At 71.3% G+C, this 23164-nt stretch carries 16 protein-coding genes and 1 tRNA gene; 5 read left to right on the forward strand and 12 right to left on the reverse strand.

Going from position 1 to position 23164, the window contains the following annotated elements; all coding sequences use genetic code 11:
* Positions 1-89: 89 nt before the first annotated feature.
* On the reverse strand, positions 90-1553 hold the full coding sequence (locus OG985_RS21525) for an aldehyde dehydrogenase family protein (protein WP_371669966.1): 1464 nt from the start codon (positions 1551-1553) through the stop codon (positions 90-92).
* A gap of 119 nt (positions 1554-1672) precedes the next feature.
* Positions 1673-2497, reverse strand: coding sequence for a helix-turn-helix domain-containing protein (locus tag OG985_RS21530; RefSeq protein ID WP_371674454.1), 825 nt, complete (start codon positions 2495-2497; stop codon positions 1673-1675).
* Between the two features lie 363 nt (positions 2498-2860).
* Here OG985_RS21530 and OG985_RS21535 point away from each other — a divergent pair, with 363 nt between their 5' ends.
* Positions 2861-3346: an ATP-binding protein gene (locus OG985_RS21535; RefSeq protein ID WP_371669967.1), complete on the forward strand. Its 486-nt coding sequence runs from the start codon at positions 2861-2863 to the stop codon at positions 3344-3346.
* A gap of 92 nt (positions 3347-3438) precedes the next feature.
* Here the strand turns inward: OG985_RS21535 and OG985_RS21540 are convergent, their stop codons facing one another.
* A complete protein-coding gene (locus OG985_RS21540) occupies positions 3439-3717 on the reverse strand; it encodes a DUF397 domain-containing protein (protein WP_371669968.1) in 279 nt (92 codons plus the stop codon).
* A gap of 533 nt (positions 3718-4250) precedes the next feature.
* On the opposite strand from OG985_RS21540, the gene OG985_RS21545 reads away from it, so the two are divergent.
* Positions 4251-4796 carry a hypothetical protein gene (locus OG985_RS21545; RefSeq protein ID WP_371669969.1) on the forward strand — a complete coding sequence of 182 codons (546 nt, stop codon included), beginning with the start codon at positions 4251-4253 and terminating at the stop codon, positions 4794-4796.
* A gap of 256 nt (positions 4797-5052) precedes the next feature.
* Positions 5053-5598 carry a DUF4232 domain-containing protein gene (locus OG985_RS21550; RefSeq protein ID WP_371669970.1) on the forward strand — a complete coding sequence of 182 codons (546 nt, stop codon included), beginning with the start codon at positions 5053-5055 and terminating at the stop codon, positions 5596-5598.
* 59 nt (positions 5599-5657) lie between these two features.
* Here OG985_RS21550 and OG985_RS21555 read toward each other — a convergent pair whose 3' ends face one another.
* Positions 5658-6881 carry a DUF2786 domain-containing protein gene (locus tag OG985_RS21555; RefSeq protein WP_371669971.1) on the reverse strand — a complete coding sequence of 408 codons (1224 nt, stop codon included), beginning with the start codon at positions 6879-6881 and terminating at the stop codon, positions 5658-5660.
* Positions 6882-6981: 100 nt separating this feature from the next.
* On the opposite strand from OG985_RS21555, the gene OG985_RS21560 reads away from it, so the two are divergent.
* Together OG985_RS21560 and OG985_RS21565 are read left to right on the forward strand one after the other, a co-directional pair.
* Entirely contained in the window at positions 6982-7728 is a 747-nt protein-coding gene (locus OG985_RS21560) for a Clp protease N-terminal domain-containing protein (protein ID WP_371669972.1), read from the forward strand.
* 131 nt (positions 7729-7859) lie between these two features.
* Complete coding sequence (locus OG985_RS21565) at positions 7860-9596, forward strand: bifunctional 3'-5' exonuclease/DNA polymerase (protein ID WP_371669973.1); 1737 nt, start codon at positions 7860-7862, stop codon at positions 9594-9596.
* A gap of 172 nt (positions 9597-9768) precedes the next feature.
* Here the strand turns inward: OG985_RS21565 and OG985_RS21570 are convergent, their stop codons facing one another.
* From OG985_RS21570 to OG985_RS21605, 8 genes are all read right to left on the reverse strand, one after another.
* The gene (locus OG985_RS21570) at positions 9769-13194 is read right to left on the reverse strand and encodes a BTAD domain-containing putative transcriptional regulator (RefSeq protein WP_371669974.1); all 3426 of its coding nucleotides are present in this window, start codon (positions 13192-13194) and stop codon (positions 9769-9771) included.
* Positions 13195-13693: 499 nt separating this feature from the next.
* Positions 13694-14962: a hypothetical protein gene (locus OG985_RS21575; RefSeq protein WP_371669975.1), complete on the reverse strand. Its 1269-nt coding sequence runs from the start codon at positions 14960-14962 to the stop codon at positions 13694-13696.
* A gap of 197 nt (positions 14963-15159) precedes the next feature.
* Positions 15160-16749, reverse strand: coding sequence for a serine/threonine-protein kinase (locus OG985_RS21580; RefSeq protein WP_371669976.1), 1590 nt, complete (start codon positions 16747-16749; stop codon positions 15160-15162).
* Positions 16750-17437: 688 nt separating this feature from the next.
* The gene (locus OG985_RS21585; protein WP_371669977.1) at positions 17438-19732 is read right to left on the reverse strand and encodes an ABC transporter permease; all 2295 of its coding nucleotides are present in this window, start codon (positions 19730-19732) and stop codon (positions 17438-17440) included.
* Positions 19729-20403 carry an ABC transporter ATP-binding protein gene (locus tag OG985_RS21590; protein WP_371669978.1) on the reverse strand — a complete coding sequence of 225 codons (675 nt, stop codon included), beginning with the start codon at positions 20401-20403 and terminating at the stop codon, positions 19729-19731. The genes OG985_RS21585 and OG985_RS21590 overlap by 4 nt, the downstream gene beginning before the upstream one ends.
* 75 nt (positions 20404-20478) lie before the next feature.
* Positions 20479-20889: a hypothetical protein gene (locus tag OG985_RS21595; RefSeq protein ID WP_371669979.1), complete on the reverse strand. Its 411-nt coding sequence runs from the start codon at positions 20887-20889 to the stop codon at positions 20479-20481.
* A gap of 349 nt (positions 20890-21238) precedes the next feature.
* Positions 21239-21312 (reverse strand) — tRNA-Thr (locus tag OG985_RS21600).
* 233 nt (positions 21313-21545) lie between these two features.
* The gene (locus OG985_RS21605) at positions 21546-23156 is read right to left on the reverse strand and encodes an alpha/beta hydrolase (protein ID WP_371669980.1); all 1611 of its coding nucleotides are present in this window, start codon (positions 23154-23156) and stop codon (positions 21546-21548) included.
* Positions 23157-23164: the final 8 nt, after the last annotated feature.

Consider the following 23164-nt stretch of genomic DNA (forward strand, 5'->3'; position numbering starts at 1 on the left):
AGCCGCGCTCTCCGACACCGACGAAGCTACGGGCCCTTGCGGACAGCTTCTGTCCGCAAGGGCCCGCGCGGTCTCAGACAGAGGGAGAACTAGAACGGGAAGCCGCTGCGCCCGTGCTGCACCGAGATCCACTTCAGCGTGGTGAACGAGTCCAGCATGGTGTCGCCGTTCAGGCGGCCGATGCCGGAGCTCTTCTCGCCGCCGAAGGGGACGATCGGCTCGTCGTGGACGGTGCCGTCGTTGACGTGGAACATGCCCGTGTCGATCTGCTTGGCGAAGGTCACGCCACGCTCGATGTCGGCGGTGTGGACGGCGCCGCTCAGGCCGTAGGGGGTGTCGTTGACGAGGCGTACGGCCTCCTCCTCGCCGTCGAACGGGATGAGGAAGGCGACCGGGCCGAAGAGCTCCTGCCGAAGCAGTGCGGAGTCGGCGGGCAGGCCGGTGAGGACGGAGGGCTCGACCAGGGTGTCCGTGGTCGAGCCGTGCAGCAGCGCCGTGGCGCCTTCGGCGATCGCCTGCTCGACGGCGGCCGAGACGGCGTCCGCCTGCGAGGAGTTGATCAGCGGGCCGATGACGGTCTCGGGATCCGCCGGGTCACCGACCTTGAGGGTCTTGACCTTGGCGACGAACTTCTCGGTGAACTCGTCCGCGACCGAGCGGTCGACCAGGACGCGGTTCGCGGCCATGCAGACCTGACCCTGGTGGACGTACCGGCTGAAGACGGCCGCGTCGACGGCGTAGTCGATGTCGGCGTCCTCGAGGACCACCAGGGCGCTGTTGCCGCCGAGTTCGAGGACCGAGCGCTTGAAGTGCGAGGCGCAGACGGTGGCGACGTGACGGCCGACCTTGTCGGAACCGGTGAAGGAGATGACCTTCGCGAGCGGGTGCTCGATGAAGGCGTCGCCGATCTCCGCGATGTCGGTGATGACGACGTTCAGCAGACCGCCGGGCAGACCGGCTTCCTCGAAGATCTTCGCGACCAGGGAGCCGCCGACGATCGGGGTGTTCTGGTGCGGCTTCAGCACCACGCCGTTGCCGAGAGCCAGCGCCGGCGCCACGGACTTGATCGACAGCAGGAACGGGAAGTTGAAGGGGCTGATCACACCGACGACGCCGACCGGGACGCGGTAGACGCGGTTCTCCTTGCCGTCGGTCGGCGAGGGGATGATCCGGCCCTCGGGACGCAGCGCCAGGTGGACCGCCTCGCGCAGGAACTCCTTGGCGAGGTGCAGCTCGAAGGCGGCCTTCAGCCGGGTGCCGCCGAGCTCGGCGACGATCGCGTCGGAGATCTCCCCCTCGCGCTCCTCGATCACCCTGAGGGCCTTCTCGAAGACCGCGCGGCGCGCGTAGGCGTTCGTCGCGGCCCACTTCTTCTGGGCGCGGGCGGCCGCCTGGTACGCGTCGTCGACCTCGTCCACCGTGGCTATGGTGATCGACGCCAGCTTCTCGCCGTCGTACGGATTGAAGTCGATGATGTCCCAGGAGCCTGTGCCCGGGCGCCACTCACCGTCGATGTACTGCTGAGCCAAGTCGGTGAAGTAGGTCGACGACATGTGATCCCTCAATCCCCTGCTGCGATCGACGTCACGATCTGATCACACGTCATCGTACGTGTGTTTCAGGGGAGTTGGCGGACACTTGGGGGCAGTCCCGGGCGGTCCGAGGGGAAACCCTAGGACAGCTGGATCAGGCCCCGGAGCAGGTCCCGGCTCTCGTCCGGACCCGGGCTGTCCTGCTGGAGCTCCTTCAGCGCCTTCTCGTACTGGGCGACGTCCTCGTGCTTGTCCAGGTACAGCGCGCTGGTGAGTTGCTCCAGGTACACGACGTCCGAGAGGTCGGACTCCGGGAAGCTGAGGAGCGTGAACGCCCCGGACTCGCCGGAGTGGCCGCCGAAGCCGAACGGCATGACCTGGAGCCGCACGTTGGGCCGCGCGGAGATCTCGATCAGGTGCTGGAGCTGACCGCGCATCACCTCGCGGTCGCCGTAAGGCCGGCGCAGGGCGGCCTCGTCCAGGATGACGTGGAACTCGGGGCCGTTGTCGGACAGCAGGTACTTCTGCCGCTCCAGACGCAGCGCGACGCGCCGTTGTACGTCCGCCTCGCTCGCGCCCTTCATGCCGCGCCGCACGACCGCGCGGGCGTACGCCTCGGTCTGCAGCAGCCCGTGCACGAACTGCACCTCGTAGGCGCGGATGAGGGAGGCGGCGCCCTCCAGACCCACGTAGGTGGGGAACCAGCTGGGCAGCACGTCCGAGTAACTGTGCCACCAGCCCGCGACGTTGGCCTCCTTGGCGAGGGAGAGGAGTGACAGGCGCTCCGCCTCGTCCGTGATGCCGTACAACGTCAGCAGGTCCTCGACATCCCTTGTCTTGAAGCTCACCCGGCCCAGCTCCATCCGGCTGATCTTCGACTCCGAGGCGCGGATCGAGTAACCCGCCGCCTCACGCGTGATACCGCGCGCCTCACGCAGCCGCCTGAGTTGCGAGCCGAGCAGCATCCGCCGCACCACCGATCCGGGCTCTCCCGCGCTCACGTTCGCCAGCCTCCCCAACCGTCTTCAGGGGCCGAAGTCTGCCACTAAAACACTCCGAGCAGTACTCGTCCGATTACAGAGATGGAAATAAGTCAAGGATTCCGCACAGGACCGGAACAGGATCTGCGAAGAAGTGACCACCGCAGGGCGAGAATATGGCGGAAAAAATGGCCAACAAGCGGTACGGGAGGGCCCAATTCGGTCGCGTGCACGTGCATCTGCCCTTGCATCTGCTGTACGCATCCGAAACCATGGTCTCGCGCAACCGCTGCATCGCAACGACCGCGAACCCCGGGAGTGCCTCGCATGGGGACGAATGGATCGACCATGCTCGAGCCGTTACGGCAGGGCCTTCCGCCGCTGGATCCCGCGGCCGTGTCCAGCGCCGCCTCCTGCGCTCTGCCCGCCCGCTACGAAGCGGTGCGCGAGGCACGGCAGTTCACCCGCAGAACGCTCGACCAGTGGGACATGGGCGACCGCTTCGACGACGTCTGTCTCGTGGTCTCCGAACTGGTCACCAACGCCCTGCGGCACGCGCTGCCCGCCAACACCCCGCGCGTACCCGAGCAGAACCCGCCCGTGCGGCTGCACCTGATGCGCTGGACGGAACGACTGGTGTGCGCGGTGCGGGATCCCAGCCACGACAGCCCGATCGCGCGTGAGGCGGAGGACGACTTCTCGGCGGAGTCCGGTCGCGGCCTGTTCCTCGTCGACTCCTTCGCCGACAGCTGGGGCTGGCACCCGCTCGCCGGCACACTGGGCGGCAAGGTCGTCTGGGCGCTGTTCCGGCTCCAGCCGCAGATCGCGGAATGACGAACCGCGGCGCCTTCTGACGCCGCGGTTCTACGCGCGTTACTCAGCGCGATGCGCCGATTGCCCTCGGTTGTCCCCGACTCGGGCCCGGATCAGCCCGCGATCAGGTGGTCGAACTCGCCGTCCTTGATGCCCAGGAGCATCGCCTCGATCTCGGCGCGCGTGTAGACGAGCGCCGGCCCGTCGGGAAAGCGCGAGTTGCGTACGGCCACATCTCCGCCGGGCAGTCGGGCGAACTCCACGCAGGAACCCTGCGAGTTGCTGTGCCGACTCTTCTGCCAGGCCACCCCGTCCAGGTGTGTGGCCGCCATACCGTTGTGCACGTCGAACACGTCGTACCCCCCGTACACGCCGTCAACGTCGTGGTCCACAGGTCGCTCCCCGGTGGTGCACTGGCTGATGTGGCCATTGATGCAGTGGTCAACTGTTTCGGATCATAGCCCTGTTCACGTGCAGATGCATGGGCAGATGCACGTGCACGCGCGGTGTTCCCGCGGTTACAGCTCTGGAGCCCGTTCACAGCTCTGGCGCCCGGTCCACCGAGGTCGGTCCCAGTGTCCGCTCCCGCGTCCGTCCCGGAACCCACAGAATCCTTCGTGTACTAGAGACAGACGCATACCGGGGCCTTCCTGTTCCAACGTGCACGTGATGGTCCGGTGAATGGCGCGACGACGGCGTCAGCGGCTGCCGCCCCGTGGCTGCTTCCGCGCCTTCGGGCCGCCCCGGGTCGGCCCGCGTGCGCAGGCGGACCCGGGTATCCGCCGGGAGTCCGCACGTCGTCCTGGTAGACGCCCCCTACAGACCGGCCTGGTAGCTTGCTGCATCGTTTCGGCCAACCGGGCCGACCGGCCCGCAGGCAGGACCACTGCGGACGGCCTCGACCGGCTACAGCTTGGGAGCTCCAGTGACGACGGCGAACACGGCGACTACGGCCACTTCGGCGACGGTCTCGCGTCGGCGGCTGCGGATCGCCGCGGCGGCCGTGGCGCTGGCGGGCGCGCTGACGCTGACGGCGTGCAGCGGCGACAGCGACGGCGACTCCGACGACACCTCCTCCACCGTTCCCAGTGCCTCCGCCGGCGCGAGCACCGAGACGGACGGCACGTCCGGCGGCTCGGCGTCCGCGTCGTCCGCCGGCAAGCTCGAGGGCAGCTGGCTGGCGACGACCGACGGCAAGGCCGTGGCACTGGTGATCACCGGCACGCAGGCCGGCCTCTTCACGACCGGCGGGTCCGTGTGCAGCGGCACCGCGAAGGAGGAGGCGGGCATGCGGATGATCCGCCTCAAGTGCACGGACGGCAACAAGGACCGGGGCACGGGGATGGTCGACTCCGTCGGCAAGGCGTCGCTGAAGGTCACCTGGGAGAACGGCCTCGGCACGGAGACGTACACCAAGGCGGAAGGCGGCACACTGCCGTCGGGGCTGCCTACGGCTGGTTCGGGGTCGTAGGGACGCGACGTGGGCGACGGGGGTTCGGAGCGGGGCGGTTCGGAGGCGAGCGTTCGGAGCCCGGCGGTTCGGAGCCCGGTGGGCCGGAGCCGAGCGTTCGATGGGGTTTCGGTAGGGGCCGGCCTTGCGGCCGGGGCTTCGGTGGGGCTCTTTCGGCTGAGGTTCGACGGGGCGGGCAACCGACGTGAGGGTTCGTGCGTGATGATCCATGCACGCCATCACCGACGTACCGACGTCCCGCCCCCAGAGGACCCACATGCGCGCCATCCCCATCACCGTGACCGCTCTGGCCGCGGCCCTGCTCCTGACCGCCTGCAACGGCGGTGACAGCGCGGACGACTCGGCCGCGACCCAGGACAGCAAACCCGCGGGCCAGGGCGGCTCGGCCTGCGCGATCGACGGGGTCGCGGTGCAGGTCGGCCCTGCCAACGCGGCCCCCGCCGCCGGAGACACCGGCAACGTCCCGGTGACGCTGACCAACCGCGGCGCCGCCTGCACCCTGAATGGCCTTCCCGCCGTCACCCTGCACGCGGGCTCGACCTCGGCCGCCGTCGCGCCGGACCAGGCCGCCAAGGTCCAGAAGCTGACCCTCGCCAAGGACGCCGCGGTGTCCTTCACCCTCACCTACGTACGGGGCGAGGCGGGCGGGGAGAAGAGCCTCGCCGTGCAGACGGGGACGTTCAGCCTGCCGGGCGCCACGGCCACCCACAGCTTCGCGTGGTCGTACGGCGATGTGGCGCTGAAGGGTGCGAAGGGCGAGCCGGACGCGTCGGTGAGCGCCTTTCAGCAGGCCGGCGACTGAGTAGCTGGAGGGCCCGGCTCGGCTGAGGATCGGCCCGGCCGGGCTCGGCGTCGCTCGGTTCAGTGGAGCGGTCGGCGGGACCTGACCTGTGCCCGGTCGGCCGCTTCGGCGCCTTCCGTCCAGCCGGCCTCGTCGCTGACACCGCGCAGGCGGGTCGTGGTCGTCTGCGGGAAGAGGTGGTCCAGGCGGTCGTTGACGGCTATGTCGCGAGTGGCGAGGACCGGCAGCAGGTCCTGGGCCACCTGGGTCTCGGCGGCCGCGGCGAGCCGGGTGCCGACGCGGTGGGCGTAGGCCGCGAGGAAGGACTGCCGGAAGGACTTGGTCCGCTTCCGGCCGCCCGCGCGCTGGGCGGCCTCCGCCTTCGTCATCGCGGTCTGCGCCTGCACGAGCAGCGAGGTGTAGAGGAGTTCGACCGCCTCCAGGTCGGCTTCGAAACCGACGACGGTGGAGAAACCGAGGGCCTCGTTCCACACCGCGCGGCAGTGGTTCGCGGTGGCGACGGCGTCCAGCAGAATCGCCTTGGCCTGCTCGTACGGCGCCTCGACCCCGACGCGGCAGGCGCTGGGCGCGTCCCCGGCAGGCGCCTGGGCGGCGAGCAGCGCCTCGTCGACACTGTGCCGGGCCATCAGCTCCTGTGCCTTCGCGCTGAGCGCCTCCGCCTCCTCCGGGTAGCCCGTGGCCTCCGCCTTGGCGAGCAGGGCGCGGATGCGGGAGAGCATGCGCGACTCGGGCCGCCGCTCCCGCCGCGGCCCGGCCGACGGCTCCAGCGGCTCGAGTGGCTCCAGCGCCGGCAGGCTCAGCAGCAGGCGGTACAGCTCCAGCACGGTGGTGGCGTGCGTGAAGCGGTCGGGGTGTTGGGGGCGCCGGGTGCCTTGCGCTGTCGCGGAACCGGACTCCTCCGACTGCGCGAGGCGGGCGATGTGGGCGAGCTGCGCGGCCCAACGGGGGCCGCGGGGGTGGTTCGGCGGGTCGGTCGGCCGCCCGTGGTGAGGGCGAGTGTGCGCGCGGGCGTGCGGGTGGTCGTGCGAAGACTCGGTCGTGATCAGCGCCGCGACCAGGCGTACGTGTACTTCGTCCAGTTCTCGTCGGACGAACCGCACGAGGTCGGCGGGCTGCCAGCCGCGCCGCCAGGCCGTCGCCACGAACTCCTCGCCCCGTCGGCCGAGTTCGGCGTCCGCACCGGGGTCGGCGGCGAGCAGCGAGGCGCCCGTGTCGAGGGCGGTGTCGGTGTCGGCGTAGAGCGCGGCCCGGAAGGCGCGTTCGACGGTGCTGGTCGTACTCACCCGGCGATCGTCTCACCGTCGTTCCCCGCTTCCGAAAGGCGGCCGCCGAGCATGTCAACCCAGGGTTGACAGTCCTACCCTGTCAACCTACGGTTGACACATGACGACGAAGCCGACCATCACGTCCTCCGTACGCCTCGACGACCTCATCGCGGCCATCAAGAACGTTCACCCGCACGCCCTCGACCAGCTCGAGGACGCGGTGATCGCTGCGGAACACCTCGGAGACGTGGCCGACCACCTGATCGGTCACTTCGTGGACCAGGCCCGCCGCTCGGGCGCGTCCTGGACCGACATCGGGAAGAGCATGGGAGTCACCCGGCAGGCCGCGCAGAAGCGGTTCGTGCCGAAGGAGTCGACCGACCTCGACCCCAACCAGGGCTTCGGCCGGTACACCCCGCGCGCCCGCAACGTGGTGATGGCCGCCCACAACGAGGCCATCGCCGCCCGCAACGCCGAGGGCCGCCCCGAGCACCTGGTGCTCGGTCTGCTGGCCGAACCGGAAGGGCTGGCCGCGAAGGCCATCACCGGGCAGGGCATCCTCCTCGACTCCGTACGTCAGGCCGCCTCCGCGGCACTGCCGCCCGCGGCGGAGGAGGTCCCGGAACTCGTCCCCTACGGCTCCGACGCGAAGAAGGTTCTGGAGCTCACCTTCCGTGAGGCCCTCCGCCTGGGCCACAACTACGTCGGCACCGAACACATCCTGCTGGCCCTGCTGGAGTTCGAGCACGGCGAGGGAGTCCTGTCGGACCTCGGCCTCACCAAGCCGACGGCGGAACACCACATCGCCGAGGCACTCGCCGCGTTCGCCCAGGAGCGCGGGGCCAGGACTGAGCCGGACAACTGAGCCGGACAACTGAGCCGGACACCCGGTCCGCGCCCCGCCCGGGCTCGCGCCCAGGCCTCCGTCCGGTCCCGCGTCCACCCCCGCTGAACAGGGTCGAGGGCGTTGTCAGAGGCTGGTGGCACACTCGCAGCATGGTCGACCGATGGGTGCTCGCCCCGGCCGAGGACGGCGGTGTGGAGATCGCCCCCCTCGGTCCGGAAGGGCTGCCCGCCGGGCCCGTCCTGCGGGAGGCGGACCTCGCCGCGGCCGTACGCGGGCGGCCGGAGGTCACACGCTGGGTGTGGCGCTCGACGCCCGAGGTCTACCCGCGCCTGCTCGCCGCGGGGGTGCGAGTGGAGCGGTGCTACGACATCGAGGACGCGGAGACGCTTCTGCTCGGTCACGAGGGCCGGTCCGGCGAACCCCGCTCGGCCGCCGCCGCCCTGGCCCGGCTGCGCGGCGGTCCCGTACCGCCCGATCCGCCGCAGCGGGCCGCCGAGCCCGGCTCGCAGTCCTCGCTCTTCGAGCCGCAGACGGTGCCCCTGCCGCTGACCGACCTCGCCGAGGTGTACGCCGACCAGCAGCACAGGCACGACCGGGCAGCCCACCCGGAGCGCATGCGGCTCCTGACGGCCGCCGAGTCGGCGGGGATGCTGGTCGCCGCCGAGATGAACCGGTCCGGACTGCCGTGGAGCGCCGACGTGCACCGTCAGCTGCTGCACGACATGCTCGGCGAGCGGTACACGGGCGGTGGCGAGCCCCGTCGCCTGGCCGAGCTCGCCGACGAGGTGTCCGCCGCCTTCGGCCGCCGGGTCAGGCCCGATCTGCCCGCCGACGTCATCAGGGCGTTCGCGCAGGCGGGGATCAGGATCAGATCGACGCGGCGCTGGGAGATCGAGTCCCTCGACCACCCCGCGGTGCAGCCTCTGGTCGAGTACAAGAAGCTGTACCGCATCTGGGTCGCCCACGGCTGGTCCTGGCTTCAGGACTGGGTGCGCGACGGCCGGTTCCGGCCCGAGTTCCTCGCCGGTGGCACGGTCACCGGCCGCTGGGTCACCAACGGCGGGGGCGCCCTCCAGATCCCCAAGGTGATCCGGCGGGCCGTCGTCGCCGACCCCGGCTGGCGGCTCGTGGTCGCCGACGCCGACCAGATGGAGCCGCGGGTACTCGCCGCCATCTCCCGCGACCCCGGCCTGATGGAGGTGGCCGGCCGGTCGAGCGACCTCTACCAGTCCGTCTCCGACCGCGCCTTCTCCGGCGACCGCGCCCAGGCCAAGCTCGCCGTGCTCGGCGCGGTCTACGGCCAGACCTCCGGCGACGGCCTCAAGAACCTCGCCGCCCTCCGCCGCCGCTTCCCCAAGGCGGTGGCGTACGTCGACGACGCCGCCCGCGCGGGCGAGGAGGGCCGACTCGTACGGACCTGGCTCGGGCGGACCTGCCCACCGGCGGCGGGCGCGGGCGACGCGGCGGAGGAGGCGGGCATCCCCGACTCCGAGGACGAGACCGAGGCAGGGGGAAAGGCCGGGACCTGGGCCGGGAGCGGGCCCGAGGGGCAGCCCGGCGGACAGGACTGGACACCCGGGTACGCCTCCAGCAACGCCCGGGCCCGCGGCCGCTTCGCCCGCAACTTCGTCGTCCAGGGCAGCGCCGCCGACTGGGCGCTGCTGCTGCTCGCCGCGCTGCGGCAGTCCTGCGCGGCGATGGCGGCCGAACTGGTGTTCTTCCAGCACGACGAGGTGATCGTGCACTGTCCCGAGGAGGAGGCCGAAGCCGTCGTGGCGGCGATCCGGGAGGCGGCCGACCTCGCCGGACGCCTGACGTTCGGCGAGACACCGGTGCGGTTCCCGTTCACCACGGCGGTGGTGGAGTGTTATGCGGACGCGAAGTGAGGAGGATCCGCCCGGCACCACAGGCACTACTGGCACTACTGGCACCACGCGGTACCACGCGGTACCACTGACACCACACGCCGAGCGGGCGAGCCTTCCCCACCCCTGGCGGGCGAGCCCTGGTCTCTCCGAGCGGGCGTGCTCTTGGCCTCGCCTGGTGGGCGCCGGGCGGTCAGCCGCCGTCCGCGAGCAGCTCCCGCAGCTCCGCCGCCACCGCTTTCTCGTCCGTCCCGTCCAGCGCGTCGAGTGCGGTCCGCCACTCCTCGTACGCCTCCTCCTCCCGCCCCGACTCCCGCAGCAGAAGGCCGTACTGGTGGCGGCCGAGACCGCCCATGTAGCGGTCGGCGCGGGCGTCGGCCCGGCGCAGCAGTTCCACGCACTCGCCACCGGCCCGCCCGGCACGGCCGAGCAGGCGCAGCGCGCGCACCAGGCCGAGCCGGGTCTGGGACTCGCCGTGCCAGTCGCCGTGGCCGTCGAGGATGCGCAGGCTCTGCTCGAAGTGGGGCAGGGCGGCGGCGGGTTCGCCGAGGCTGAGGTGGGCGTAGCCGATGTTGCAGTGCGCGGAGTGCTGCACGATGACGTTGCCGATCTCGTCGCCGATGGCGAGGGAGCGCCGGTGCTGACCGATGGCGGCCCGCGGATCGGTGTGCTCGTACAGGTTGCCGAGGTGGCTGTAGGTCACGGCCTCACCGTGCGGATCGTCCAACTGCCGCGAGTACTCCAGGCTTTGACGCAGCGCCTGCTCGGACTCGGCGTAACGGCCGAGCCCTTCGAGCAGCAGCCCGCGGTTGTTGAGGCAGCGGCGCATCCGGGAGACCGCTCCGAGTCGCCGCCAGATCGCCAGCGCCCCGTCGTTGAGGGTGAGGGCCTCGCTCTGCCGGCCGGTCAGGAAGTGCACGCCCGCGAGATCACCCAGCGCGTACGCTTCGGCCGCCTCGTCACCGAGCCGCCGCGCCACCCCGAGGGCGGCCCGGCCGAGCACCTCCATCTCGGCGACGCGCCCGCTGCGCTGGACGTACGGCAGGAGCAGCCGCAGCAGGGTCGAGACGCGGGCCGCCGTACGGGCGTCCGGGGCTTCGACGTACCGCTCCACGAGCGCCACGATGTTCGCCAGCTCCAGGTCACCCCAGCCGAAGGCCTCTCGGGGACTGCCGAAGGGCCGGGCGGCGGCGACGTGCACCGCGTGTTCGGGCAGCTGCGCCGAGGTGGGCCTGCGGCGGTCGTCCTGGTCGGGGCCCGGCTCGACGATCGCGGTGAGGGTGCGTTCGGCGACGGCGGCGTACCAGGCGAGGGCGTCCTGAGCGGGGTCCCGACTCCAGGCGTCCTCGTCGGCCCGGTCGCCGTCGGGATCGGTTCCGGCCAGTTCGCGGGCGAAGTCGCGGACCAGGTCGTGGGGTGCGTAGCGGCCGTACGCCGTCTCCTCCAGGAGGGCCACGTCGACGAGCCGGTCGAGGGCGGCCTCGGCGCGTGCCTCGCCGGTACCGGTCAGGCGGGCGAGGAGGGGAGCGCCGTACACCGGGAGGTCGAGGCCGCCGATGCGGCGCAGGGCGAGGGCCGCGTCGCGGTCGGCCCGGCGGTCCGAGGCGGCGAGCGCGTCATGGGCGACGGCGAGAGAGCGCCGGACGCTGAGGTCGTCGTACTCCAGATGGTGCAACCGGCTTTCGCTGGCGGCCAGTTGCCCGGCCAGCGCGTCCGCGGTGAGGGCGCGGCGCGCGGCCAGCCGGGCGGCCACGATCCGCAGGGCGAGCGGGAGACGGCCGGTGAGCTCGACGAGCGGGTGGGCCGCGTCGAGGGCGTCCCGGCCGGAGACCGCCCGCAACAGCGCCGCGCTGTCCTCGTCGCTCAGCGGGGCGAGGGGAAAGCGGCGGGCCCCGTCGAGTGCCGTCAGCGGCGAACGGCTGGTGACGATCACCGCGCATCCGGCGCCGGCCGGCAGCAACGGCCGTACCTGGGCGGCGTTCGCGGCGTCGTCCAGCACCATCAGCGTCCGGGTCGGCGCGAGCAGCGACCGCAGCAGGGCGGCCGCCGCGTCCGGATGTTCGGGGATACGGCGGGGTCCGGTGCCGAGGTCGCGGAGCAGCGCGGTGAGCGCCTGAGCGGGCGTGAGGGGGGCCATGCCCGGGGTGGCGCCGTGCAGGTTGACGTAGAGCTGGCCGTCAGAGAAACGTTCCCGCAGCCCGTGTGCCACGTGCAGCGCCAGCGCGCTCTTGCCGACGCCGGCCATCCCGCTGATGACGGCGACGGACGGATGACCGCGGGGAGCGAGTGCGCGCCGCAGACCGTCGAGTACGGCCGTACGGCCGGTGAAGTGCCCTACGGGCGGCGGTAGTTGAGCGGGGCGCGGCGACGGCGGGGTGGAGGCGGGGGAAGGGGAGGAGGTGTCCGCGGGGGCGACGGGGGTGGTGGCCATGCCGGTAGGGGCGTTGTCTTCGCGCGTAGGCGTGGAGGTGTGGGTGGGCGTCGGCGGCAGGTGTGCCAGGTTGGCCAGGTGGTCGGACGCTTCGGTCGGGTCACCGTCCGGGGTGGTGACGGCGTTCGGGTCACCGCTGTTGCCTGCAGTGCTGCCTGTGCTGCTGTCGGGCTCGGGGGTGCCGGTGAATTCGGCGGCGTCCACGGCGTCCACGGTGCCTGCGGTGCCTGCGGCCATCGGCACATCCGCTGCGCCTGCCACACCTGTTACGCCCCCTGAGCCTGCCGCGTCCGCGATGCCCCGGAGCACCTCCATGTGTGCCTCCCGCACCGTCGGGCCCGGCTCGATGCCGAGTTCCTCGACGAAGCGGGTGCGCAGGTCACGGTGGACGGCGAGGGCCTCGGCCTGTCGGCCGGTGCGGTGCAGGGCGAGCATCAACTGACGGTGGTACGCCTCCCGCAGTGGATGCTCGGCGGTGAGGGCCGCCAACTCCGGTACGAGGGTCGAGAGTCGGGCGGGATCCGCGAGGCGCGGGCCGGGGGCGGCCAGCTCGGCGTCGTACCGCCACTCGAGGACGAGCAGTCGCGCCTCCTTCAGGCGCTGCACGAAGGCGTACCCGCCGAACTCGGACGGCAGACCGCTCAACGGGGTGCCCCGCCACAGCGCGAGCGCCGCCGCGCACTCGCGCACCACGCGTTCCCAGTTGCGCGCGGCATGCGCGCCTCGCGCCGCGGCGACGTGCCGATCGAAGACGTGGACGTCCAGCTCTCCCGGTTCGACCCGCAACAGGTAGCCGGGCGGTACGGCCCGCAGCCGCTCGGGGTCGTCGAGCAACCGCCGCAGCCGTGTCACGTGGTTGTGCAGCGAGGCCCGGGCGGACGGAGGCGGAGCACCGGCCCACAGCGCGTCCTTGAGGGAGTCGACGGAGACGACACGGCCGGCATCGAGCAACAGGGCCGCGAGCAGCGCCCGCACCTTGGGGCTGGTGACGCTCCTGACTTCGGCTCCGGTGACGCCGTGGGCGCTGTGGGCTGCGCGGGCCTGATTGCCGCCGTCATGAGGGCCGCCGGTTCCCTGGAGGCCGCCGGTTCCCTGGGGTCCATGGGGGCCATCGCTTCCCTGGGGACCGCCCTGGACGTCGTACAGAATCGGCGGTCCCAGCAGTCCGAACCGCAGCTCGCACCGCATCACGCAGTCCACTGCCCTTCCGCGCGCCGCGTCCGACCGCGTTCGCCCTCCGCGGTGGCTTCCCACCGTTTCCGCGTCCCCCTCTTCCCGACGTTCCCGCACCCGTGGCGGGTTCCCGCCCCAGCGCGGCACTTTCCCGCCAACCTCCCGACGGCGGCCTCGGCCGGTATTACGCCCGTCCACTGGCTGTCCGGCCGCAACGACCAGCGGCTTCTCGCCACCCGACAAACGCCGAAAAGAAGAACCGTTGGCCATATGTTAGCGATTCGTTGGCGCGACCTGATGTGATCACAACATCGGATCTGGCCCGACGGCGCGCGCGTACGACGCGCAACTCGGGGGAGTGTCGCCGTCGCGGCTGGGTCCGGGGACGCGAGAGGGTCCTGGTCGGAGAGGTGACCGACCGGGACCCTCGTCCTGTCGTTCGCCGGCCCGTGTCAGATGACGGGTGGCCGTCCCAGTCGCGTGAGCCGCCACACGGTCCGCCACGCTCGTGCGTTCAGGGCGCGGAAGGCTTCTGGACAGCGGCGTCGGCATGGGCACCTGTGCTGGCATCCGGGCCGTCACCGCCACCGCCGCGACCACCACCGCCACCGTCACCGTCACGGCCGCCACGGTCACCGTCACCGGCGTCTTCGGCGTCATCGGTTTCCGCACGTCCTCCGGTCAGCCGCAGTGTCACGGCGGCCGTGACTCCCGCGGCCAGGCCGAAGGTCAGGGCGGCCGGGACGCCGTCGCCGAGACTGGCGGACAGGTACGTCAGCCCCCAGCGCAGGCCCGTCCCGTCCGTCGCCATCCGCAGCAACTGCCCGGCCAGCAGCCCCAGGACGGTCGCGCAGACCGCGCAGACCGCCAGCGCCGGAACGGTGACCCGAGTGAGCCGCCCGGGCAGCCACCGCAGTGCCCACCACACCACGGCGAGCAGCAGTACGTCGGCGGTGCGGTACAGAAGCCAGTCGCCGAGGGGTGTGCCGGCCGGGCCCGTCCAGGCGCCGAGCAACAGCCACTGGCGCAGCAGATCGCCCGGTTCGGCGAACAGCCCGCTCCCCGTGAAGGCCGTCTGGATGTCGGCGGCGACAGACTGGTACGACAGGACGACCAGCGACAGCGCGATGACCGCGGTCCCGGCGGAGGCGGCCAGTCGGGCTGCGCCCGCCGGTACGTGCCGCCGCGGCAGCGGGCCGGCGTCCTTCGCGGTGACCCGCGCCGTGAGCACCGTCCCGACCGCCGCCACCAGCGCGGCCACCACGACGACCTGCCGGCCCGTCGAGATCACACTCGCCAGCTGGGGCAGGAAGCGGTAACTGCCGTGCCCCCGCGCGGCGATCAGCCACGGTGCGGAGACCGTCACCGCCAGGGTTCCGGCGACCAGGCCCCAGGCCCACACCGCGAGCAGCGCGGCCGGCATCCGGCCGTGCACCGGCGGCAGCCTCCGGACCAGCAGCAACGCCCCGGGCACGAAGAGGGCGAAGACGGCGCCGAAGCGTATCTGCATAGCGGTGTGGTAGAGCGCGAGGTACTGGTCGGTGTCGCTCCCTGCCGTCTCCCCGGCCCCGCCGGACACCCCGCCGCCGAACTGGAACGAGGCCGGAGGGTCGTACGACCAAGGGGCGAGCCAGCGCTCGAGGTCGGCGGCGGCCTGCGCGCCGAACGTGTCGATCGCACCCGGCAGGTGCAGCACGTGCGCACTCGCCCCCGCCCACCACAGAAGCGCCGTGACCAGCACCCCTCCGACCACGGCCGGCAACGCCGCGCGCCGATACGTCATCTCATGTCCCCCGTCCCCCGCACCGTCCTGGTCGCGTTCTCCGCGATCCCTGATCAGGCGGAGATTACGGCGCGCTGATCACATACGGATCACGACCGCACGCGGACTTGCCCGACGACGCGGAGGACGTGGAGGTCGTGAAGGCCGCGAACGACGTTCATGCTGCGGACAGTTGGACGAGCACCGTCCCTCGGTGCTCAGCCTTCCCGGGTCACGCTCACCCGCACCGTCATGGTGCCCTTGTTGTCCTGGGAGCAGGATCCGGCGATGTCGTTCATCCCCAGTTGGAGAGTGCCGTTCCCGGCCGCCTGGAAGGTCAGCTCGCGTCCGACGGCGTGGGCCGGGAAGTTCTGCTTGCCCTTGAGGCGTGCCAGCAGGGTTCCGAACGGGGAGGCGGCCCTGACCTTGCAGTTCTTCGCTCCGTCCAGCCGCTTGTTCGTCTCCGTGTCGTATCCGGCCGGTCCGGTCATCGGCATGTTCCGGTAGTCGGCCGTCCACTGTCCCGAGACGAACCGGACGGTGACCCGGTCTCCACGCCGGACGGACACTCCGGTCACCGGCTGCCAGCCGGTCGCCGACTGGACGACCTGACGGGTGGTCGTCGTCTTCGGGGCGTCATCGGACGCCAGCGTTCCGTTGAGGAAGAGGCCGCCCACAACTCCGGCCGCGAGCACCGCCGTACCGGCCAGAGCCCACAACAGCCGCTTCGGCCACGCCGAGCGGGACGGCTGCCCGGGCGAGGGCCTGAGCGAGGTGGTGTGCCGTGCCGTCGGCACGGTGTGCCCGGCCCGGACGATCCCTCCCTGACCACGGGTCACCGTGTCCGCGTCGGCCAACGGGGCCGACGCGGCAGACAGGGCCGACCGGGTCGACCGGGTCGACGGCCGCAACGCGTGCACGGTCGCTTCGGGCAGCGGCCCGGCGTCCGTGTCACCCGACGCGACGCGCCGCAGCGCGTCGCGCACGGCGGCCGCCGAGGGGCGCTCCTCCGGGGACTTGCGCAGCAGCGCCTCGACGACCGGGTGCAGCGAGCCGAGCAGCTCCGACAGGACGGGTTCCTCGTACGCCACCGCGTGCAGCGTCGCGGGCGCTCCCGTCCGGCGGAAGGGGGACCGTCCGCCGCAGACCGTGGCGAGGGACGCGCCCAGTGACCACAGGTCGGAGGCCGGGCCGGCCTCCGAGCCCATGACCCGCTCGGGCGCCATGTACTCCAGAGAACCGATCAGTTCGCCGGTGGTCGTCAGGAACTCGCCGTCGTCCAGAGCCGCGATGCCGAAGTCGGTGAGGACGGCGTCGCCGCCGGGCCGCAGCAGGACGTTGGCCGGTTTGACGTCACGGTGCAGGGTGCCGGCCGCGTGCACGGCCTCCAGCGCGTCGAGCAGTTGCAGGCCCAGGGCGGCGGTGTGCTGCGGTGTGAGCGGTCCCGTCTCGGCGATCCGGTGGGCCAGCGAGGGCCCCTCGACGAGTTCCATGACGATCCACAGCCGGTCCTCGGACTCGACCAGGTCGTGGACGCCGACCACGTGGGGGTGCGGTACCCGGGCGACCGCGCGAGCCTCACGGACGGCACGACGCACCCGTACCCGGTGCTCCGTGTCGCCGTCGGTGGGGATGTGCAGTTCCTTGGCGGCGACCGGCCGGTCCAGCAACTGGTCGTGCGCGCGCCAGACCGTGCCCATCCCGCCCCGGCCGAGCATGTCGTGGAGCAGATACCGCCCGGCGACCAGTCGTCCCGAGCCACGCTCCGAACGAGTCGCCGCCTGGTGATCGCCGTCTTCGGATATCACGCGCTCTCTCACTTTTCCTTACCGGCGGCCTGGCCGCCCGCCGCCCCCGACCGTCGACCGTGGTCCGTCGACCGCCGTCCGTGGTCCGTCGACCGCTGTCCGTGGTCCGTGCTCCGTGGTCCGTGGTCCGTGGTCCGTGGTCCGTTCGAACGGGGCTGAGCATAGCGGAGCACATAGAGACCGCTTGTCGTCAACTTCGGTGCGGCGACAGGCTTTTGACGACGCCGCCGGGCCGAGCACTGCGGCGGGACGAACGAGGAACCGACATCGCACCGTGGAGACAAGCGACGCGCGGCAACCACCGCAGCCTGCACGCGCGACTCACATGACTCGGCCGACGACAGACAGCCAGGCACCCTCATCGCGGATCAGCTCGGGACGGACGCGCTCATCGGCCATACCGGAACCCTTCGTCAAGCACGTACGACCACGCTACGGGCGGCACGACGGCCGGGCCCCGGCATCCGCAACCGGCAGGAGCGGCAGGGCCGGTTCAACGACCCGGCAGGAAGAACACCGACCCCGATCCGCGTGACGGGCGGGACCGGGGCACCGTCGCACAGACTCGGGCAACGGGCCCGCCGGGTCGGGGATCCACTGACGGCCGATCGCGCATCCGATGCTCCCGGCTGACCCTCGCCACGGCGCCGACCCGGCCGTGTCGGGTCGGATCGTGCGGGACCGCCCGTCAGTCCCGGCGGATCAGTTCCGGGTCGATACGGCGACCCACCAGTGGCAGTGAGCCCACTGCGGCAGCCGCCACCACGCCCGCCGCGGCGAATGTCAGCAGGGGGACGCCGGCCAGGTCCCAGCGGTTCGTGCCACCGCCGGTGATCAGGTAGCTGGACTCGGCGAGTTTGCCCGTGACCAGGGCCAGGATCAGGCCGATGCCCAGTGGCAGCACGACCTGGGCGCACTGTACGGCCCTCATGGTCCTCGCCCGTGCGCCGATCAGCGTGACGGCGGTGACCTGCGCGCGGCGCTCGACGGCCCGGTCGGTGACGGACACGAGGAAGGCGGCCACCCCGATGACCATACCCATGATCATGCCCAGGGCCAGGAGGGTTTCGACCACGGAGATCTGCTCGAGGCCCTGGACGTTCAGCCCGACGAGCTCGATCTCGGCGATCGGAACGACGGCGGCGATGCCGTCGAGGACACCGCGGACGTGGCCGGGTTCCGAACTGCTCGTGAGCAGGAGCTCCGCGTCGCGTGGGGTCGCTGCGTCGGGCAGAGCGGAGGGGGGCACGAGGAGTACGGCGTTGCCGACCGCGGAGGCGGAGTACCCGCGGTAGACGATCCGCTCGGAGGGGAGGGTGACGTTCAGCTTCTTGTCCTTGCCCCCGTCGAAGCGGAACCGGAAGCTGAACGACGTTCCGGGTTTCAGGTCGGACCCCAGGCTTGAGTTGGGGTCGACCAGCCGCATCACCCGGCCGTCCACACAGCCCTCGGCGCGCCGGGTCATACGGTCCAGCTGAGCGCAGGTGGCCACCAGGGCCGTGGCCGAGGACGCGACGGACGCCGCGGACTGATCCGCGTTGAGATCGACCCAGGAGTTCATCATGACGGCGTGCGTGCGTACGCCGGACACGTCGGCGAGTTCCCGCTGCTGCTGAGTGCCGAGTCGTGACAGCGGAAGGGAGTAGTCCTGTACAGGCCCTGAGGGGCGGGTGACCTGCTCCAGTTGGATGAGAACGCCCTGGGCGAGCGAGGCCGCGTAGACGAGCAGTACGAGGCCGGTGACCACCCGCATCGTGCTACCCGGCTCCGCCTCGTTGCGCCGCATGGCCAGGTTGAGTGTCAGGGACTGGGTGGACCTCGCCAGTCGGCCGGCCAGAACGTACGAGAGCAGGGGCAGCGTCAGCACGAGGCCGAGGCCGGTCAGTACGACTCCGGCGACCACGAGAAGCGCGTTCAGGCCGACACTCGAGGCGGGGCGCCCCATCAGGCCCGTGAGGCAGTAGCCGCACACGATGCCCAGGCCGGTGACCAGCAGAAGAGCGCCCCACTTGGAAGGCGGTCGGGGTACCGCCGTACGCCGTACCGCCAGTGGGTTGGCGCTCGCGTCCCTCGCGCTCTTGCGGCCGACGAACCAGGCGAGGGCCGGGCAGCCGATCAGACAGACGGCGACGGTGCTCGCGGACAGGGCGCCGTCCCCCGGATACCACCTCAGTCCGGGCAGCCCGGCATGTGACATCACCTGGTTGAGCAGCCAGTACTCGCCGAGCCCCAGAACTGTGCCGAGCAGGGCCGCGACGACGGTCTCGGCGGCGTTCACGCGCTGGGTGCCCTTGATGCTCAGGCCCAGCAGCCGCAGTGCCGCCAGGCGGCGCATCCGGCTGGCGGCGGAGAGACGGGCGCAGACCGACAGGAAGATCCCCAGGGGCAGCAGGACCAACGTGGCCAGAGCGAACCTGACATCGGTGAGAGTGGACGGCTCGACGGCCGGGAACGGGGCGTAGCTGTAGCCGAACCCCTTCAGGGTCCGCCCCTCATCGGCGATCCGGGCACGATCGGTTCCGACGTAGGCGTAGAGCTCATCGGGATGCGCGAGCCCGGCCGGGCGGATCACGCCCGCCTCGCGGCCCGGCAGCAGTCCCTTGACGGCGGGTGCCCGACGCAGCAGCTCGTGCACCTGCGGGGACACGAACACCTCGCCCGAGGACGGCAGTTCACTCAGCCCGGGTGGAGCGGACCGGGTTCCCTCGGTTCCCCGGGCGACGAACACCCGGGTGAACGACTTGGAGCCGTAGGCGTCGTTGCGCTGCAGGACGAGGGTGCCTTCCGCCGGCCCCTTGGCGGAGGTCACGGGCTGCCGGGCCGCGGCGCGGTCGTCGTGGGCTTCGAGGATCGCCGGGATGGTGAGAACGAGGGCGAGGCAGCACACCCCGATGGAACCGCCGACGGCCATCAGGAAGAAGCGGATGCGGTTGCCGCGCCCCGCGCCGAACAGCAGGCGCAGACCGAGCAGGAATTCCCTCACACCGCACCCCGTGCACTCAGGACTCCGTCAGCCATCGTGTAGTGGGTATCGGCCTGTGCGGCGACGGCGGGGTCGTGTGTCACCAGGATGACGGCCGTACCCTGCGACCGCGCCAGGTCGAGGAACTCCTTGAGTACGGCCGAGGCGTTGGCGCTGTCGAGCGATCCGGTCGGCTCGTCCGCGAAGACGATCGCGGGCCGGTGCACCAGGGAACGCGCGACCGCGACGCGCTGGCTCTGTCCGCCGGACACCTGTCCGGGGCGGCGCTCACGCAGTTCGCCGAGTCCGAGCCGTTCGAGCACCTCGCCGGCGGCCGCGAGGGCGGGTCCCTTGCGCTGCCCCGCCAGCCGGAGGGGCAGGGCGGTGTTCTCCTCGACCGTGAGTTCCGGCAGCAACTCGCCGTACTGGAAGACGAATCCGAAGCGTTCCCGGCGGAGCGTGCTGATCTCGTCGTCGGAGAGGTCGCCGAGTGTCCGCCGTTCGAACCGCACGTGCCCGCGGGTGGCGGGCAGGACGCCGGCGAGACAGTAGAGCAGCGAGGACTTGCCGGAGCCACTCTGCCCGGTGATCGCCACGACCTCCCCGGGGGAGACCGACAGGTGGGCGTCACGGACGGCCGGCTGATTGCCGTAGGAGAGGTCAACTCCCGTGGCGACAAGTATTTCTGACATGCTGTTGGCTTCCCCCAAAGAAGCGTGCGGGCCCAGGGGGACACCCTGGGCCCGCGATCTTGCCGGAGTGCCCGACTACCTCTGGTAATGCTTGGTCGGTGAGCAGTTGTCGGGGTTCAGCGAGCCCTTGTCACGGCAGACGCGTATGTACGCGTCGTCGGTGTGCAGGGCGGCGCCGTCCCAGTTCAGCTGATCGAGGGGGACGGAGCTCCTCTGCTTGCCGTTGTAGCGGCTCCAGTCGTAACCCTCGACCCGCACCTGCATGTAGACGTTGTGTCCGTCACCGTTGTCGGTGTCGTTGAGCTTGCCCTTCCACTCGAAGGCGCCGTGGTTCTGCCCCGAGGGCCAGAACGCGTACTGGCCACCCGTGAAGGATGCGCCCCCCGTGGTGAGCGTCGGAATGGTGTGCCACGAGACCGCCATCGCGGTCCCGGCGCTCAGGGCGAAGATCCCGCCGGCGAGCACGCCGACTGCCAACTTGCGCATGTGTTCTCCCGTTTTTTGTTCACCCTGGTGGTCGTGGTGCTTCCAGGGCCGCCGGTGAAAGTAACAGGAGCAAAGAAAGGTGAAGATTGAATTAATCGGGACTGTCCCGGTCTGGCCGGTTTTCCGAAAAGGATCTTTACCCGTTCATGACACTCCGCACCACGGAAAGCGCCTGCTGGTGGGCTCGCGAGTGAGCAGACTCGGGAACAACCGCTCCCGCTCTCCATGGCCCCCGTGAGACCGGAATCGAGATCGCAAACAGCAAGACGCCCTGCGTGCGCAGTCGCCGCCGCATCCACCAAAAGCAAAAGCCCCAGGTCACGGCGAGTGAGTCCTGAGGCTTCCACAGAGCCGCCTTCGGGATTCGAACCCGAGACCTACGCATTACGAGTGCGTTGCTCTGGCCATCTGAGCTAAGGCGGCGCGCTGACCGCACCATGGTGCGGTCAGCAACGTCGGTAAGTCTACACAGTTTCCAAGGGTGCTCCGTACCGGCCCCGAGGGTGGGGTTTCCGGGGCCGACCGCGGCTGCGGCGGACAGGGAATTGGCCTCGCCGGACCCGCGATGAGCTGGGGTTTCTCCTCGTAGGAGCCGCCGCGGGCTGTGGTCTCCCGACGCGGGAGCCGTTGCGAGTCGAGCCTCCCACCGGCGAGCGCTATGAGCAGCGCTTGCGCTCCGCAGGTGGGGTGCCGCGGAGCAGGTAGGTGTTGATCGTCGAGTCGATGCATGTGCTGCCGCGGCCGTAGGCGGTGTGGCCGTCGCCCTCGTAGGTGAGGAGGCGGGCCGAGGAGAGCTGGCGGGAGAGGGACTGAGCCCAGCGGTAGGGGGTCGCCGGGTCCCGGGTGGTGCCGACCACGACGATGGGCGCCGCGCCCTTCGCCTCGATGCGGTGCGGCTCACCCGTGGCTCGCACCGGCCAGTAGGCGCAGTTCAGGGAGGCCCAGGCGAGGCCTTCGCCGAAGACGGGGGACGCCTTCTCGAAGGCCGGGAGCGCGCCGCGTACCTGGTGGGGGGTGGAGAAGGCGGCCGGGAGGTCGAGGCAGTTCACGGCGGCGTTGGCGAACATCAGATTCGTGTAGCGGCCTTCGGCGTCACGCTCGTAGTAGCTGTCGGACAGGACGAGCAGGCCCGCACCGTCGTTGTGCTTCATGGCCGAGGTCAGCGCCTCGCGCAGTTGGGCCCAGGACCCCTCGTCGTACATCGCCGCGATCACGCCGGTGGTGGCCAGGGCCTCGCCGAGCTTGCGGCCGTCCGCGTCGCCGGTGGGAATCGGGTGCGCGTCCAGCTTCTCGAAGAACGCCTTGAGGTGCTTGCCGACCTCGGCGGGCTTCGTGCCCTTCGAGCCCAGGGGGCAGTCCGTCTGCTGCACACAGTCCTTCGCGAACGACTGGAACGCCGTCTCGAAGCCCGCCGTCTGATCGAGGTTCAGCCGCCGGGCGGGAAGCGCCGGGTCCATCGCGCCGTCCAGGACCATCCGTCCGACACGGCCGGGGAAGAGGCCCGCGTACGTCGCCCCGAGGAACGTCCCGTACGACGCCCCCACATAGTTCAGCTTCGGGTCGCCCAGTGCCGCCCGCACGATGTCCATGTCGCGGGCCGTCTCGACGGTGGACACGTGGCGCAGCAGCTTCGGCGCGTCCGCACCGCAGCCCTCGGCGAACTTCCGGTACGCGTCGACGAGCCGGGTGGTCTCCTTCGCGTCGTCGGGCGTGGCGTCCGTCTGTGTGTACGTGTCCATGTCCCGTCCGCCCAGGCACTCGACGGGCTCGCTGCGGGCGACTCCGCGCGGATCGACGGCGACCATGTCGTACCGTGCGCGGACGTCCGCCGGGTAGCCGATCCCGGCGTACGCCTGCAGGTAGCCGATCGCCGAGCCGCCGGGCCCGCCCGGGTTCACCAGCAGTGAGCCGAGCCGCTTACCCGGCCCCGTGGCCTTCTTGCGGGCCACGGCGAGCCGTACGTCACCGGCGGACGGGTCTGCGTAGTCGAGCGGCGCCTTGATGGTGGCGCACTCGAAACCGGGGACTCCGCAGCTGCGCCAGCCCGGTTTCTGGCCGTAGTACGCCGCAAGCGTGGACGGTGTCGCCTGCGGGAGCGCGGCCAGCGCCGCCCCCGCCCCGGAGCTTGCGGAGCTCGTCGAACTGCCGGTGGAGCAGGCGGAGACGAGCAGCGCGGCGGCGGCGAGCAGGACGCCGCCGGCACGGGCGGTGCGGGCGGGGACGCGCTGACGGGAACGGGACTGGCGGACGTTTCGCCTGATGTGCATCCAGCGAG

It is taken from the genome of Streptomyces sp. NBC_00289 (assembly GCF_041435115.1).
Classification (GTDB): domain Bacteria; phylum Actinomycetota; class Actinomycetes; order Streptomycetales; family Streptomycetaceae; genus Streptomyces.